Here is a 14,837-nt window from a genome sequence, read left to right as displayed (position 1 = left end):
CGCCCTGCCCAATCGAGGGGGCCCTGCCGGATCAGGGCGTTGGCTGGACTGGCTCCGCCGTCCGACCGGGTGGCGGAGCGATGCACGGCCATCGGAGATCCCGATGCCGACGGAACCAACCGAACCGACCGAATCAACGGAGAGAGTCGCCCATGTCCATGCTGGACAAGCTCAAGCAGATGCTGAAGGGCCACGAGGACCAGGCCGGCCAGGGCATCGACAAGGCCGGGGACTTCGTCGACGACAAGACCCAGGGCAAGTACCAGAGCCAGGTCGACACCGCCCAGGACAAGCTCAACGATCAGCTGGGAGGGACCGACAGGAAGGACGACAACCCGCCGCACCAGTAGTCCGGTAGTCCGGGTCCGGGCGGGCGACACCGGCGGCAGCCGCGGAAGCTGCGGAAGCTGCGGGCGTCGCGTGGCCCTCCCGCCCTCCGGCTGAGCGGACACCGCTCCGGACGTGTCCGAGCAGCCACCTCGGACACGTCCGGGCTCCCCGTCACCCGGCGCCCGTACCGGCCGCGCCCTGGACACCGAGTCGAGCCCCGGCCGCGCGAGCGGGCGAGGCCCTGGTGTCACGCGGACGCGGCGGATGCGGCGGCCGTGACGCGGGCGCGCAGGATGTCGCCGGGGAGAGTGTCGGCGGACTGCCAGGACGCTCCCGTCACCTCTTCCTCCTGGAGCACGACGTCATCGACGGTCGTGGTGAACAGGAAGCGGAAGTCGAAGTGCCGGTGGTCCGGTTCGCCCTTCGAGGGGTTGGCGGGGATCGGGTGGGCGTCGATGTGGAGTGGCACCGGCGACTGGGCGGTCACGTCGTCCGCGCCGATCGCGGTCTCCTCCGTGAGCTCTCGGAGTGCCGCCAGCATCAGCGTGTCGTCCTCGGGCTCCAGGTGGCCGCCGGGCAGGAGCCAGCGGTGGAGTGCGCGGTGCTCGATGGTGAGGACCCGGCCGTCGGGGCGGAGCAGGACGGCGCCGGCGGTGACGTGACCGCGGAACTCCTTACGCGAGGTGATCCCGTCGCCGGCCTCGTCCAGGACGTCGTTCAGCCCCGCGAGGGCCTCTTCGTCCTCAGGGTGCTTCTCCAGGTAGACGGTGAGCATGTCGCGCACGTGCCGTGCCGTGATGGTCATGCGGCTCCTCCTTCGGTGACGGCTCCTACCGGCTGATCCACGTGCCGAACGCTTCCACCAGGTCGGCGTAGAACTTCTCACCCGGTACGGCTCCGGGGTTCCTGCCGGCCTCGTAGAAGGAAACGTTGGTGAACCCGGCGGACGTCGAGGCGTGGAGATTCTTGTAGAACGCCAGCTTTCCGCGCCCGAAGCCCACGAACAGCCAGAACACGCCCAAGCCCGCGGTGTTTTGGAGGAGGGCGCGGAACTCCGACTTGTCCCAGGGATCGTCGCCGACCTGGACGATGACGAACGCGGGGTCCGTGGCGCCGGACTCCTGGTAGTGGTTGACCGCAGCACGCATGGCTGCGCCGACGTTGCCCCAGCCCCAGTCGACCTGCGTGTGCAACTGCCCGATCCGGCCCCGGAAGTTGTCGAGCCGGATCTCCGCCATGAACGGTTCGTTCCCGCTGGAGAAGATCACCGGCACCGTGCCGTCGTCGTCGAGGTTGACCGCCATGGCAAGGACCCGCTCGGCGAACGCCTGGACCGCGAACGACTCGTACAGTTCCGCCATGGCCCAGTCGTGATCAAGGATGAGATAGACCGCCGCACGTCTGTCGGCTGCTCCGGAGCGGGTCAGCACCTCACGTGCCTGGCGTGTGGTGGGCAGCAGAGCCGGGGCCCGCGTCTCGACGTTCGGCAGGGTCGCCGAACCCGCGCTCAGCGAATCCCCGCTCAGCGAATCCCCGCTCGGCGAACCGCCCTTCGACGAACCGCCGCTCGACGAACCGCCGTTCGGCGAACCGCCGCTCGACGTGGCCGCAGAAGACGCTCTCGGGTCGGGTGACCGCGGTACGGCCACTTGCGGTTCGGGGTCCACATCAATGCCGTAGTCCGTGGCCAGACCGGCCAAACCGGTGGCGTACCCCTGACCCACGGCCCGCAACTTCCAGCCCCCTGACCGCCGATAGAGCTCGGCGAGTACGACGACGGTCTCCCCTGCCGCGAAGTCCGGTGGAGTGAACGTCAGTCGGGTGCCGTCCCCCTGCCCGGCGGTGAGGACCGGCGCGGCGGTGAACACCGTCCCCGGCGACGACGGGTCCACGCTCGCGACCACCACCACGGTCGCGACATCCGCGGGGATTCGCGGCAGGTCGACGGTGACGGTCTCGCCCGCGAGGCTTACCCCGCTCTGCGCCGGGTGGTGGTAGAAAACCAGGTCGTCGTCGCTCCGCACCTTGCCGTTCGGCCCGAGCAGCAACGCCGAAACGTCCACGGGCGTCTCCCGCGTCGCCACCTGTAACGCCACGGCCTGCGTCTCCAGCCCCGCGTTCCCGCCCTTGCTCAGAGATTCTGCTTCCATACGCGTCGAACATCCCCTCATGCACGCGTCACGCCCACGCCCCGCGGACACACACCGTATCGACGCCATCACCCCACCGAGCGCCAACCCCCGAACCGACCCTTCCCGCACTGGACTCAGCCGGTGGCTCGTGGCGGACCCAGCGAACGGGCGAAGTCGTCGAGCGTTCGGAAGTCGTCCTCGCGCAGGCCGATCCGGGGGTTGACGTGGTGGAGGAGGCCGGGCGCGTGGTGGCCCAGCACATCTCGTAGCCGAGCCGGAGCAAGGCTCTCCCGTGCTCCGGGTTGAGCCACACCCTGAGGGGCTTCCGAGAAGCCGGGAGTCCCAGGCGTGCCACGGCGGCCAGGTCCTCTCGGGGCACCCTGAGGGTGGTGTACCCGGCGGGACGCCTCTCCGCCTGGGCCGCATAAGGGTTGAGGGGCCCGTCAACGTCGAGGAACAGTAGCGGTCGGCTCACGCTCTCCCCCTGCCATGCTCCCCGTCGGACAAACCCGCGGCAGCAGCGCCCCACCCGCCCGAAGGCGACCGGGGCACCCGTATCCGCTGGTCAGAGGCACCGTCTGGCGCCCGGACGCGGTAGGCGGCGTGGGACTCGAACCCACAACCAATGGATTAAAAGTCCCGGTCAGGGCGTGGCGGGTGATGGTGGACGGTGGGCCGCCATCCGAAAGCCGCAGTTCAGACGGCAACGGGCCGTCGACGTGTCTGACTGAAGGCGCGGGGTGCCAGCACGTCCGCTCACGCACGCCAAACGCCGCATCCCTACCCGGTCACAACAGGCACGATCACAGCCGCCACCGCCGACAGGAGCCCGCCAACGGCCATCAGCGCCTCAAACTTCTCCTTCGGCGAGGGGAAAAGCGCGCGCGACACATTGCCAGCACGGTGACGCAACACGATCATCTTCGCCTTCTGCCAGCGGTGCTGCCGCATGCTGCACCCCATCAAGATGCCGGAGGCGTTGCGGCGGCAGTAGGTCCCGTTGCGATTCACGGCTCCGCACCAGGCCGGGGCCTGAAACCCCGCATACACAAAAACAGCCAAGGACAGGGCAACGATCAAAGCAGGTGCGGCGCCTCTCCCCCACGAGACGACCAGAGCGGCGATGGCGAGGTACCCCCAATATGCGCGAAACGCCTTCATGGCGGAAGACCATACTGAGGACGCCGAGTTACTGACAGTGAATATTGAGCCATGCGCGAGCAACCATGTTGTCGCTTTCGCGTCCCCGGATAAGCTCTCTCCGTGACTGACTTCGTGCAGGTGTCCACCGCCACCGAGACGCGGGAGCAAGCAGTTCAGTTGGCGGAGTCGGTCGTACGGGCGCGGCTCGCTGCCGGGGCGCAGGTGGTCGGGCCGGTGACGTCGGTGTTCTGGCACCTCGGGGAGTTCGGGACCGGGGAGGAGTGGCAACTGCTCCTCAAGACGACAGCGGAGCTGTATCCCGCACTCGAAGAGCACCTGATGGCGCACCACTCCTGGGACAAGCCGGAAGTTGTCGCCGTACCGATCACCGCAGGTTCGCCTCTCTACCTGCGGTGGGTGGAGGACAGCATCGCTCCGAGCCAGAGCCGGTAGGCGTCAGCCCGCCGCCTGTTCCAACACGGCTGCCACCGTTGGTGATTGTTGATGAGCCGCAAGCCTGGTGAGTAGTGGAGCCAACCGGGCGCGCGGGCGGACGGAGGCAACGCCGTCAGCAAGGTCCAGCGCGCGGCCTGTTGCGGCGGCGGCCTGTTCGACTTCTCCCGCGGTGAGGTACGAGTCCGCGAGCCACGACGTGTAGAGCGCCTTGTCCCGAGCGTGGCTGTCATCGTACGAGGCGAGCGCGCTCTCCAGGACGGGAACGGCCCTCAATGGCCTACGCAGTTCTGTCCAGCACCGGCCGGTCATGATCTGGAGTTCCGTGTGATCGACCCAGGCGACCCAGTCCGGTTGGGGAGAACCGTCCACACTCGCGAGTGCTTCCCGCGCGGACTCCAGAGCCCGCTCGGTCTCGGTCGCCAGCCCGGCAACGGCGCAGGCCCACGCGAGCCGTTCGTGGAGGAGAGCCCGCACCCCGGCCGGCGCCCCTGGTCCGATAGTGCGGCACGACTCCCGGGCAGTCTCCAATCCCGCACCGCGGTCACCATCCACGGCCTGGTACGCGAGGAAGGCCAGTGCATTCCCGGCGAGTTCGCTGTCGCCGGCTTCGAAGGCCGCCGACCGGCTCTCCTCGTAGAGCCCGCGCGCATCCGCCTCCCGGCCGCCGTCGAAAGCCGCCCAGCCGGCCTGCTGCGCCTGCTCGGCCAGGACGGACAGCAGCCCCCACCGCGTCTCCTCCGTGCAGGAACCGTCTCGCAGCAGTGCTTTGGTCGCTTGGTACTCACCCATGTACACGCGGTACGTGTCACCGCCGCCGAGAACGTCGTCCAAACGCCTCAGCCGAGCGGTGCGGCGTCGCAGCCGCTCGGGCAGGTCCTTACCGAGGCGGCGGCCGTAAGCGGGCCGGGCAAGGTCGGGAACCGCGGCTGCCAGCCCGGCACCGGTACTCGCACGGAGAAACTGCCTGCGCTGCACGACGTCCTGGTCCTCATCACTCAACTGGTCCTGTACAGGCGAATTGGCGGCCGCCGCCTCCCATGGACGTACCGCGAGGCCGAGCATCGCTCCCGGAATGCGTAAGGCGTCCGCGATGCACGCCACCTTCTCGAAGCTGGCGACCCGCCCCTGTCCACGCGCGAGGGTGCCCACCCGCTCCGGCTTGATGCCGCACTCGGCGGCGATCTTCGAATAGCTGATGCCGCCCAGCACACGCGCCAGCCGGAATACTGCTCCGAAGTCGTGATTCCTGATCGCCGCCCGCATGTCCGCGTGCTCCAGTGCGGAGCGCGGCAACGCGGTCGGTGGTCGATATCCGGTCATCAGCCGCCCCGTTGTGCCTGCTCAGCCGAGTGTGCGCCGTCGCACGCCAAAAAGCGTACCCATCATGGGGATAGCCGCGCCGGGGAAGCGGGCGGTCGGACATGCGTCGGACCGTGGGTGCGCACAGCAGGCGCACACCCGTACTGAGGGGCCTGCTCTCGTCCGCAGTCCTCGTTCACGGGAGAGCCGATGTCCGCGACGTACGTACACCAAGCCAAGCGACTGCTGCCGGGTTCACCCGTAGGCGTACCGTACGTGACCCTGTGGAGCGGGGAGCGGGACGGGCCGATGCCCGTCGTGGCGCGGCGGGACGGGCGGGGCATCCGGTACGCCGACGAGCGGGCGTACGACCGGGACCAGCGTGGCGTGCTGTGGGCGCGTACGCCGTCCCAACCCGGGCGTGGGGAACCGCGGTTCGGGGCGGTCCACAGCCTGCGGCAACGCCTCGCGATGGCCGGACTGCGCTGCCAGATCTGCGGAGGGCCGGCCGACCGCACCCCCGACGGCGTGCTCTGGCTCATCGACGCCCGCGCCGAGGAACTCCTCCCCGGCGAGGAGGACACCGCCCACCCGCCGGTCTGCCGCCCCTGCGCCCAACGCTCCACTCGCGCCTGCCCCCACCTGCGCGAGAACCACACCGCCGTCCGCGTCCGGACGTTCACCCCCAGCGGGGTCAACGGCGTCCACTATGTCCCCACCCGCACCGGCCCCAAGCTCGCGGACTCCGGCCCCATCGCCTTCAACGACGCACGCCTGCCATGGGTCCGCGCCCACCAACTGATCACGCACCTATCCGACTTCACCCCGATCGACCTCAACGACCCGAATGCCTGAAGGCTGTTCCACCCGACCCGACACCCCGCCCGAGGAGCCTGCATGCCCGCCACGGATCAGCCCCGTACCTGGACCATCACCACGGACACCGGCTTCAGCATCAGCGGCCACCTCCCGCCCTGGGCCACCGACGACCCCAGCGAGCACCAACTCCCCGTCGACCGCCTCGGCATCGCCCTCAGCGACATCAACCACCATCAGGAGATCCACGGCCAGACCCTCCCGCTGCGCACCCCCGATCCGTGTCACCCCGACGCCCAGAGCGTCACGGTCTTCCGCGGCAGCATCGACTGCGACCCTTACGCGACCGAGCCCGACCTGCGCGTCCCGGTCTTCAACTTCCACCTCGTCGACGACTACCGCCTCGAAGCCCTGGGCCCCGACGACATCACCGAACTCGCCACGACCTTCCGAGCCCACGCGGACCTCCTCGACCACCACGTACGACCCGCCCTCATCCAGGCCCGCCGCGACTGGCAACTCCACAGCACGCTCCCTCGCGCTGCCGCTGGACCCCACCCCTCGGAACGCTGACGTGCGGTGCCCAGGCGACGCACCCGGCCCCGCCGGCCCCACCACGAACCCGAGGCCGCCACCTGGGCGCGGGAGAAGGCTGGACTGACCCAACGCGCCCTGGCCGCACACATCGCCGAGATCGCCGACGCCCGCAACTGCCCCCTCGTCGTCCTTTCGCGGGTGAAGCACGCCTGGGTGATGCCCCAGAACTCAAGCGCGGGCGGCCTGGACCGCAACAACGCCGCCTTCGCCTCGACGGCCGCGCTCAAGGCGTGGGCCGACAAGTCCAGCACCCCGACCAGTCCGGAGGAGGAAAGCATGCCCACCGCCGCCGATGTCCCGGCCTCGCGCCGGGCGGGGGCCTTCGTGCGTTCAGGACCCGAGCATTGTCGTCCGAGTGACGCGCATTCTCGGGGTCTGCCGCTGTCGGTGGCCTCGCCTACGGTGGGAGTCCCTCCACTTGGGCGGTGCGATGGACCGGCCCCGTCAACAGCGCGACGGGGGCCTCAACACGTCAGGGCGTCGATGGCTCGCACGATCAACGCGCGGGCCTCCGCCCCGTACACCGCTTGTCGGTGGAAGGCACCGAACGCCTTCACGTACTGGGCCACCTCATCGGGGGCGGTGATCTTCACCGAGGCCGACAGCGGTTCGTGGTCCACCCTTGCGTCGTCGAAAACGGTGAACGACTCGATCGGCCACGTATCCCGTTGCGCGGCGAAGGGAACCACCCCGAGCGACACGGCGGGAAGATCCATCGCGGACAGCAGTGAGCCGAGCTGGCCAGCCATCGCTCCCGCGTCGCCGAGCTGGTAGCGCAGGACGCTCTCCTCGATCACTATCGCGAAGCGGCGGCCGCTCTCCCGGATGATGCGCGATCGGTCGACGCGGGCCGCGACCGCAGCATCCACATCATCGGGAAGGCCGCGGAAGGTGGCGATGGATCGGAGCAGGGCGGCTGCGTAGCCGGGGGTCTGGAGGAAGCCCGGGACGACGTTGGAGCAGTAGACGCGGAAATGCGTGGTCCGCTGGAACAGTGGCACCGGAGACTCCTGGAGCTGCCGGAGCCCGGTGCGTTGAAGCCGGCGCCACTGGATGTACATCGAGTCGGCCTGCCGGTTTGCGGCGACCAAGTCGGCCGTCAGGGCTTGCGCTCCGCACGCACGACACCATGCCTCGATGTCGCTGTCGGATGGTGCCGTGCGTGCGTTCTCGATGCGCCCTGACTTTGCCTCGCTCCACCCGCACCGTGCCGCTACTTCCCGCTTGGAGATACGGGCGTCGAGCCGTATCTCGCGAAGCCGCGCGGCCAGGCGTTCGCGGGCTGCCTGGACGCTGGATGACGGAGATGTTGGAGGCATGTCGTGCTGTCGTGCTCGCTCTATCGAATCTCGTACTGGTCGTGCGGTGTGGCTCGCTCCCAGACGCGCTCGAACGCTGCTGCGTTGAGGGAAATGAGGGCCGGGTCGTCGTAGTACTCATCGCCCCGGAAGTCGCCGTTCCCGGCGAAGTCGTGCACCCGGATCACGGCACCGTCGAAGATCCAGAAGTCACAGCCTGGCATGAGAAGGTCCGCAGTCAGCCGCCGGGGCAGCCACCGCACCTGTTCGCCGGCGGCCACGTTGGAGTGCGTGACGTAGTGCTCCCAGCGGATGTACTCGGTGACGGGCTCGGACACGACCCGGGCGCGGCGCACCACGACCCCGCGCGCGACCGCCTCGGCGATCTGGTCGTGAAACGGTCGCCACCAGGAGGCCCGGTCGGTCCAGTCGATGCGCGCGCCCTGCTGCCACTCCTCGAACCGAGGGTTGCTGTAGTAGGCGTCGCGCATCTCCAAGTGCACGGCCGACTGCTTGGCGCCGGCTAGTAGCTCATCGAACGACGCCGGAATGCTCGGCGGCATCGCACGCCTCCCTCATGATCTGGGCCATCCGGGCGGGGACGCGGACGACAGCCTCGTAGTCGGGAAGAGGTCCGGTCGAGCGGACCTCTTCGTTCAGTGCATCGTCGGCTTTCCATCCCTGGATGACGAACTCCTGCTTCTGGTCGTCGAACCAGACCCTCGGGCAGTTCTTCTCGTCGGTGTTGGGGTCGATCCCAATGAACCGTAGCGCCATGACGAACTCCTCTGCCGAGCTGCTTTCACGGACTTGCACCAGAGTCCGGCGGCCTTGATGGCGAGTCAAGGGGGCAAAGAGGCCAGGGAACTGACCAGAAATGCCGCGTGCAAGTTGGTGCTAGTTCATGGCGCGCGCAATCTGCGCCCTTCTACCGTCGGCAGCAGAATGCCCCGCGACCGTGCGACCGGCCGGGGCAGCGGCCACGCCAGCAAGGGGCGCAGCATGCGGCAGTCCACGGTTCGGCGGTCCGCCGTCGGACGTCTGCTCGATGGGGAGTTGCGTATCCCGCGGGTGCGGTCACTGGAAGCGGCGTGCGCCGAATTGGCCGCGCGTCCGCTCGACGTCACGCTCGCCGAGATCCGCCAGGCCCTCGAAGAGCCGGTCGGTGGCGAGGGCAGGCGGCGCCTCCATGTGCTCGTCAGCACCCTGTATCACCGCGCCGGCGCATCACTGGACCTCACGATCGCGCTGCGCACCGAGATCGAGGCGGCACCGGCCGCCCCACCCACCGAGGAGTGATCACCATGTCCTGTGGCGTTCCCGGCTGCCGTAAGGGCGGCTGCACCACCGACCCCAAGCCCACGCCCCCGCCCACCGGCAACCCGACCGAGTCCTGACGATGTCGACCGCCCCCGCGGGATTCCACCACGCCCGCCCGCCGGTCGTGTGCTGCTCGACGACGCTGCTGCTGCCGCTGAGCACGCTGGCCGCCGCCATGCGGATGACCGCAGACTCCAGCGCCGTCGACAGGGCCGTGCAGTGCTGCCTCCCGCACGAGACCGGCACGCACTACGGACTCGTCGCCGAGATCGACCCGACGCACGCCGTGTGGGCCGTGTGGGGACGGGACGGCAGCCCGCACCTCCGAGTCCTCGCCGACTGCCCCGAAACGAGCCCGGACCGGATGGACGGCTGCACCCTCTACGCCCGACACCGCGGCCCCCACACCTGGCACACGAGCAGCACCAACCACACCCCGCCCCGCTCCGCCATGACCGCCCTGCCCCGATAGCTGCCGCGGTTGGTCCCGCGGCACGGCCGCCCGACATCAAACGGGCGACCACCGGCCCCGGCGCACACGCCGACCCCTGCCGCGCCGGGGCCAACCACCACCAGCCACACCCGTGGAGACGGGCATGCCAGCCACCCCCGCGCCGGAGCCGGACGACAACGACATGGCCGACATCGCCCAACTCGCACAGGCCGCCGGCGCCGCGAGGCGGCCGCAGCGGAGATCAGGAACATCTCCGACCAGCAGCAGGAGCCCTGACCACCAAGCGCCCGGCAGGCCCCCCAAGGCGGCCGGGCGCGGGTCTTGCCGTCCTCGGCAACCGTTGCCGCCTGAGCAACGGTTGGCCGCCGGGGGTCCGGACCAGCCCCGACCCTTTGCGGCGTGACCTCCTCCCAGCCCCCCGAAACACCGAGGACCCCAGGCGACCTGTGGTCTGACCTGGGGTCCAGCGGTAGGCCGCGTGGGACTCGAACCCACAACCAATGGATTAAAAGTCCACTGCTCTGCCAATTGAGCTAGCGGCCCGCACCGACAGCATAACGGGGTGGGGGGTGGGAGGGGTGCAGGGATTCGCGGGGGGGGTCGGTGGAGGTCAGTCCGGGGGCCGGTGGAAGGTGAGGAGGGAGAAGAGGCCGGCGGCGGTCACGAGCAGGGCCGCGACGGTGAAGACGGTGTCGATCCGACCGAAGTGGACCCCGAGCAGGGCGCCGTGGAAGTGCAGCAGGACGGTGCTGGTCAGGAGGGAGACCAGAGCCATGGACAGGACGGAGGCGAGCTGGATCGCCGGGTTGATGAACGGCGGCGGGCCCGGACCCCGCGCTCGCACGCGGGGCCCGGGCCCGGACCAACTGGATTACCGGAAGCGGCGGTCAGCCGTTCCGCTTCCACCGCGGCTTGCGGTCACCGTACGACGTCGGCGCGTTGTCGCGGCTGTACGACGACGACGGACGGCTGTCGCGCTCGCCGCTGCCGCCGAAGGACGGACGGCGGTCCCGGTCGCCGTACGACGGGCGGGAGTCGCGGCGGTCGCGGTTGAACGGCCGGTCGTCGCGCCGCTCGTAGGACGGGCGCCGGTCGTCGCGGTTGTACGCGGGACGGGCGTCGCGGCGGTCCCGGTCGCCGTAGGACGGACGGGAGTCGCGGCGGTCGTCGCGGTTGTACGCCGGGCGGGCGTCACGACGGTCCCGGTCGCCGTACGACGGACGGGAGTCGCGGCGGTTCCGGTCACCGTAGGACGACGAGGACGAGGACGAGGAGGACGGGCGGGAGTCGCGGCGGTCGTCCCGCCGGTCGTCGCGGTTGTACGCGGGGCGCGCGTCACGACGGTCGCCGCCGCGGTCGTCCCGGCGGTCGCGGTCGTTCCGGTACGAGGGACGCGAGTCGCGGCGGTCGTCCCGCCGGTCGTCGCGGCGCTCGAAGTTCCCCCGGTCGTCGCGCCGTTGGTACGACGACCGCTCCTCGCGCGGCTCGGGCACGGCCGCCGCGGCGGCTGCGGCGGCGGCTTCCGCGGCGAGTTCGGCGGCCTTCGCGGCCACCGCCTCCTCCGGGTCCTCGCCGCGCTCGCGGGCGGAACGCGCGGTGAGCCGGTCCGCCTCCTCGCGCAGCTCGTTCGCCCGGCGCTGCACCCGCTCCAACTGCTTGGTCAGCTCGGCGACTTCGCGCTCGGCCTGGGAGGCCGCGTTCTGCACCGCGTCGGCCTGCACGTCGGTGAGCGAGCGCGCGCCGGTGATCCGGGCCACGTCGTCGTCGAACACGCCCGCGCCGCCGATGACATGGCGCGAGGCGTCGACGCCCGCGTCCTCCATCAGCCGGAAGATCTGCTTGCGCTGGTGCGGCAGGGCCAGCGAGACGACCGTGCCGGACTGGCCGGCGCGGGCGGTACGGCCCGAGCGGTGCAGGTAGTCCTTGTGGTCGCCGGCCGGGTCGACGTTGAGCACCAGGTCGATGCCGTCCACGTGGATGCCGCGGGCGGCGACGTCGGTGGCGACCAGCACGTTGACGTGCCCGCCCTTGAAGTCCTCCAGGGTGCGGGTCCGCGCGCCCTGGGTCATGCCGCCGTGCAGCGCGTCGGCGCGCACGCCGGCCTCGATCAGCTGCTCGGCGACGCGGTCGGCGCCCATCTGGGTGCGGACGAAGATGATGGTGCGGCCCTTGCGGGCGGCGATCGCCGCGGTGACCGGCGCCTTGTCCTTCGGCTTCACGACGAGCACGTGGTGGCTCATGGTGGTCACCGCGCCCTGGGCGGCGTCCACTTCGTGGGTGACCGGGTCGACCAGGTAGCGGCGGACGAGGGTGTCGATCTCGTTCTCCAGGGTGGCGGAGAACAGCAGCCGCTGGCCGCCGGCCGGGACCAGGTCCAGGATCTCGGTGACCTCGGGCAGGAAGCCCATGTCGGCCATCTGGTCGGCCTCGTCGAGGACGGCGATCTGCACCTGGTCGAGCGAGGCGGCGCCCCGGTTGATCAGGTCGCGCAGCCGGCCGGGGGTGGCGACCAGCACGTCCACGCCGCGTTCGAGGGCGTAGATCTGGTTCTGCATGGAGGTGCCGCCGCAGACGACCTTCATCTTCAGGCCGAGCACGTCGCCGTACGGCTGGAGGGCGTCGGCGACCTGCATCGCCAGCTCGCGGGTCGGGGTGAGGATCACACCGCGGGGGTGCTTGCGCTCGGTGCGGCCGCCGGAGAGCAGCGTGAGCAGCGGCAGGCCGAAGGCGAGGGTCTTGCCGGAGCCGGTCTGGCCGCGGCCGAGGATGTCCTGGCCGGCCAGGGCGTCCGGGATGGTCGCGGCCTGGATCGGGAAGGGGCTGACGACCTGGTTCTGGGTGAGCTTGCGGACGATGGCCTCGGGGAGGCCGAGGTCGGCGAAGGTGACGGTGGGCTCGGCGGGCTCTTCGGCCTCGGCGGCGTCGCTGAGCTCGTCGGCCTCGGTGGGCGCCACGGCGTCAGTGGACCGCACGGCGTCGGCGGACCGCACGGGCGCCGCGGACTCCGCGATCTCGGCCGGCTCGTCGGCGACGGTCACGGCCGTGGTCACGGTCGCGGTGGTGCTTGCCGTGACGGCGGCGTCAGCCGCGTTCTCGGGCAGGGTGGAACGGTCGGCACTGTCATTGGACATGCTGAAGCTAAACCTCTCGGAGACTTACGGCACGCGCCAGCTCCGCAGGTTGCTTACAACCGCCTCGATGCGGTCAGCCACAGGAGAAAAGGAACGCGCCACGGGGCGCGTATCAATCAGGCGCCAGGCAGGTGGGATCAAACGATCTACCAGCATACGCATCAGGCGTCACTTTCGCGAATCACCTGTTGAAAGCACGTACGGGCCGGTGTTTCACGGCGTCCGCGCCCGCGTCGGCACCGGCGGAATCGCCCGCCCCGCCGACCCCGCCGGCACCCGCGGCGTCGCCCGCGCCCGCCGTCGGGTCGGCGGGTCCGGTGGGCGCCGCGGGGGTGCTCGGCGGGGCGGGGTCCGACGGGCGGCCCGAGGGCGCGGCGCTGGTCGGTACGGCGGTCGGCGAGCCCTGGGCGGTCGGCCGCGGCTTTCCGGTACCGGGTGTGACGCCGGTCACCCGCGTCGCGCCGCCCGACGGGGTCGCGCTGCTGCCGGGCGAGGCCGCGCCGTCCCGCCCGGAGTGCGGCGACTTCCCGGCGTACGCCCCGCCCCGCTGCGGCGCGTACGGTCCGCCGCCGGACCGGGCGTCCGCGCCCCCCGCCGCGCCGGCCGGGGCCCGGGTGGACGCCTTCGAGTCGGGCGACTCGCCGCCCGTGCTGACGCAGGCGGCCACGCCCGCGGCCACGAGCGTCACCAGGGCGGCGGCGCGCACGCCGGCGCGGACCGCCGCACGGGGCGGGCGCGGGGGGCGTACGGGATCGGAGGCGGGCTCGGCCGGCCCGGCCGGTGGGGCGGGGGCTGTGGGGGCGGCGGGGACTGGCAGCACGTCGGCACCTCGGGTGGGGGTCGGAGCCGGGGCGCGCGCACGTCATGCGGCTGCGCCGGCAGCTTCTCGCTCCGCCGCGCGCGCCCGGGGGTGTCGCCCTGACCAACGCGGACGCGGCCCGCCAGGACACGCCCGCGCCCGCCCGGGCCGCCAGGACACGCCCGGGCCGGGCCGGGGCCCGCCCGCACCCGTACGTACGGTCAGCCGTAGCCCAGCGCGTGCAGCCGTTCGTCGTCGATCCCGAAGTGGTGGGCGATCTCGTGCACGACGGTGACCTCCGTCTCGGCCACCACCTCCTCCCGGGTGGCGCACATCCGCAGGGTCGGGCCGCGGTAGACCGTGATCCGGTCCGGCAGCACCCCCGCGTACCACTCGCCGCGCTCGGTCAGCGGGGTCCCCTCGTACAGCCCCAGCAACTCCGGGCTGCCCGGCTCCGGTTCGTCCTCGACGAAGACCGCCACGTTGTCCATCAAACGGGTCAGCTCGGCGGGGACCCGGTCCAGCGCCTCGCCGACCAGTTCCTCGAACTGCTCCCGGCTCATCTCCAGCACGCCCCCATTCTTCCCGCCCCGCCCCCGCCCATCCCCCGCAACCCGCCCCCGCGCCGGCACCATCCGCACCGCGCCACCCCGCCCAACCGTTTTGCCGTTCCCCCGACCCATCCCCTATGCTTCCGGGGTCCCCGAAGTGCGCCGCGAGGCCACCACGGCAGGCCCCAGCCCTCATCGTCTAGTGGCCCAGGACGCCGCCCTTTCAAGGCGGTAGCACGGGTTCGAATCCCGTTGGGGGTACCACAGAATTCCGCGCGTTCGCCTGCTGGGCCGCCGCGTGCCGGACGGCATGAGCCGCACCTGGCCGCCTCGGTTCTTCCCACGGCTTCCACCACTTCCACGACGGCACCGCCGCGCCTCGGACCAGGCGGCGCAGCGAGCAGATCCGCGCGCCCTCGGACTGCACGACCTCGGAATGCCCGGCCTCAGATCCGCCCACCCCGGGACCGCGCATGCCGCGGCCCGCGGGGCGTTCCCGGAGTGAACGCCC

Annotated in this window: 17 protein-coding genes, 2 tRNA genes and 1 pseudogene; 7 read left to right on the top strand and 13 right to left on the bottom strand. The window is 71.0% G+C overall.

Translation table 11 applies throughout. The features are described from left to right. Window positions 1-152 precede the first annotated feature (152 nt). The gene (locus AB0399_RS20600; protein ID WP_329367883.1) at window positions 153-350 is read left to right on the top strand and encodes an antitoxin; all 198 of its coding nucleotides are present in this window, start codon (window positions 153-155) and stop codon (window positions 348-350) included. Window positions 351-577: 227 nt separating this feature from the next. Here AB0399_RS20600 and AB0399_RS20595 read toward each other — a convergent pair whose 3' ends face one another. The 4 genes and pseudogenes from AB0399_RS20595 to AB0399_RS20580 all read right to left on the bottom strand — a co-directional run bounded on the left by AB0399_RS20595 (window position 578) and on the right by AB0399_RS20580 (window position 3,623). Next, the gene (locus AB0399_RS20595; RefSeq protein ID WP_366412310.1) at window positions 578-1,135 is read right to left on the bottom strand and encodes an NUDIX domain-containing protein; all 558 of its coding nucleotides are present in this window, start codon (window positions 1,133-1,135) and stop codon (window positions 578-580) included. Between the two features lie 25 nt (window positions 1,136-1,160). After that, window positions 1,161-2,480 carry a VWA domain-containing protein gene (locus AB0399_RS20590; RefSeq protein WP_366412309.1) on the bottom strand — a complete coding sequence of 440 codons (1,320 nt, stop codon included), beginning with the start codon at window positions 2,478-2,480 and terminating at the stop codon, window positions 1,161-1,163. A 116-nt stretch (window positions 2,481-2,596) separates the two neighbouring features. Beyond that, window positions 2,597-2,937: pseudogene (locus AB0399_RS20585) on the bottom strand (hypothetical protein). Between the two features lie 305 nt (window positions 2,938-3,242). Beyond that, window positions 3,243-3,623 carry a hypothetical protein gene (locus AB0399_RS20580; RefSeq protein ID WP_366412308.1) on the bottom strand — a complete coding sequence of 127 codons (381 nt, stop codon included), beginning with the start codon at window positions 3,621-3,623 and terminating at the stop codon, window positions 3,243-3,245. A gap of 102 nt (window positions 3,624-3,725) precedes the next feature. Between AB0399_RS20580 and cutA the strand changes: the two genes are divergently transcribed. After that, a complete protein-coding gene (cutA, locus tag AB0399_RS20575; protein WP_366412307.1) occupies window positions 3,726-4,058 on the top strand; it encodes a divalent-cation tolerance protein CutA in 333 nt (110 codons plus the stop codon). 3 nt (window positions 4,059-4,061) lie between these two features. On the opposite strand, the gene AB0399_RS20570 is transcribed toward cutA, so the two are convergent. Next, a complete protein-coding gene (locus AB0399_RS20570; protein WP_366412306.1) occupies window positions 4,062-5,381 on the bottom strand; it encodes a helix-turn-helix domain-containing protein in 1,320 nt (439 codons plus the stop codon). A 189-nt stretch (window positions 5,382-5,570) separates the two neighbouring features. On the opposite strand from AB0399_RS20570, the gene AB0399_RS20565 reads away from it, so the two are divergent. Together AB0399_RS20565 and AB0399_RS20560 are read left to right on the top strand one after the other, a co-directional pair. After that, window positions 5,571-6,215: a hypothetical protein gene (locus tag AB0399_RS20565; RefSeq protein WP_366412305.1), complete on the top strand. Its 645-nt coding sequence runs from the start codon at window positions 5,571-5,573 to the stop codon at window positions 6,213-6,215. Between the two features lie 42 nt (window positions 6,216-6,257). Beyond that, window positions 6,258-6,749 (top strand): hypothetical protein, encoded by a 492-nt coding sequence (locus AB0399_RS20560; RefSeq protein WP_366412304.1) that lies wholly within the window; start codon window positions 6,258-6,260, stop codon window positions 6,747-6,749. A 488-nt stretch (window positions 6,750-7,237) separates the two neighbouring features. Here the strand turns inward: AB0399_RS20560 and AB0399_RS20555 are convergent, their stop codons facing one another. The 3 genes from AB0399_RS20555 to AB0399_RS20545 are packed head-to-tail and all read right to left on the bottom strand — an operon-like array spanning window position 7,238 to window position 8,848. Continuing rightward, entirely contained in the window at window positions 7,238-8,092 is an 855-nt protein-coding gene (locus AB0399_RS20555) for a helix-turn-helix transcriptional regulator (protein WP_366412303.1), read from the bottom strand. 20 nt (window positions 8,093-8,112) lie between these two features. Then, a complete protein-coding gene (locus AB0399_RS20550; RefSeq protein WP_366412302.1) occupies window positions 8,113-8,634 on the bottom strand; it encodes a DUF6879 family protein in 522 nt (173 codons plus the stop codon). Beyond that, window positions 8,603-8,848: a hypothetical protein gene (locus tag AB0399_RS20545; protein ID WP_366412301.1), complete on the bottom strand. Its 246-nt coding sequence runs from the start codon at window positions 8,846-8,848 to the stop codon at window positions 8,603-8,605. The genes AB0399_RS20550 and AB0399_RS20545 overlap by 32 nt, the downstream gene beginning before the upstream one ends. Before the next feature lie 225 nt (window positions 8,849-9,073). Here AB0399_RS20545 and AB0399_RS20540 point away from each other — a divergent pair, with 225 nt between their 5' ends. Further along, window positions 9,074-9,370, top strand: a complete 297-nt coding sequence (locus AB0399_RS20540) for a hypothetical protein (RefSeq protein WP_366412300.1) — start codon at window positions 9,074-9,076, stop codon at window positions 9,368-9,370. A gap of 100 nt (window positions 9,371-9,470) precedes the next feature. Next, window positions 9,471-9,863 carry a hypothetical protein gene (locus tag AB0399_RS20535; RefSeq protein ID WP_366412299.1) on the top strand — a complete coding sequence of 131 codons (393 nt, stop codon included), beginning with the start codon at window positions 9,471-9,473 and terminating at the stop codon, window positions 9,861-9,863. A 452-nt stretch (window positions 9,864-10,315) separates the two neighbouring features. Here the strand turns inward: AB0399_RS20535 and AB0399_RS20530 are convergent. The 5 genes from AB0399_RS20530 to AB0399_RS20510 form a co-directional block, all read right to left on the bottom strand. Then, window positions 10,316-10,388: transfer RNA gene (locus AB0399_RS20530), tRNA-Lys, on the bottom strand. 67 nt (window positions 10,389-10,455) lie between these two features. Then, window positions 10,456-10,620, bottom strand: coding sequence for a hypothetical protein (locus AB0399_RS20525; RefSeq protein ID WP_366412298.1), 165 nt, complete (start codon window positions 10,618-10,620; stop codon window positions 10,456-10,458). 112 nt (window positions 10,621-10,732) lie between these two features. After that, window positions 10,733-12,976 (bottom strand): DEAD/DEAH box helicase, encoded by a 2,244-nt coding sequence (locus AB0399_RS20520; protein WP_366412297.1) that lies wholly within the window; start codon window positions 12,974-12,976, stop codon window positions 10,733-10,735. Between the two features lie 181 nt (window positions 12,977-13,157). Beyond that, complete coding sequence (locus tag AB0399_RS20515) at window positions 13,158-13,796, bottom strand: hypothetical protein (RefSeq protein WP_366412296.1); 639 nt, start codon at window positions 13,794-13,796, stop codon at window positions 13,158-13,160. A gap of 200 nt (window positions 13,797-13,996) precedes the next feature. Continuing rightward, window positions 13,997-14,347 (bottom strand): metallopeptidase family protein, encoded by a 351-nt coding sequence (locus AB0399_RS20510; protein WP_328465595.1) that lies wholly within the window; start codon window positions 14,345-14,347, stop codon window positions 13,997-13,999. A gap of 167 nt (window positions 14,348-14,514) precedes the next feature. Here AB0399_RS20510 and AB0399_RS20505 point away from each other — a divergent pair. Next, window positions 14,515-14,590 (top strand) — tRNA-Glu (locus AB0399_RS20505). The last annotated feature ends 247 nt before the right edge of the window (window positions 14,591-14,837 follow it).

The sequence above is a fragment of the Streptomyces sp. NPDC088194 genome, from assembly GCF_040702025.1.
In the GTDB taxonomy this organism is placed as follows: Bacteria; Actinomycetota; Actinomycetes; order Streptomycetales; family Streptomycetaceae; genus Actinacidiphila.
The sequence above is the reverse complement of the archived record's forward strand: the minus strand, read 5'-3'. Positions and strand labels throughout refer to the sequence as shown.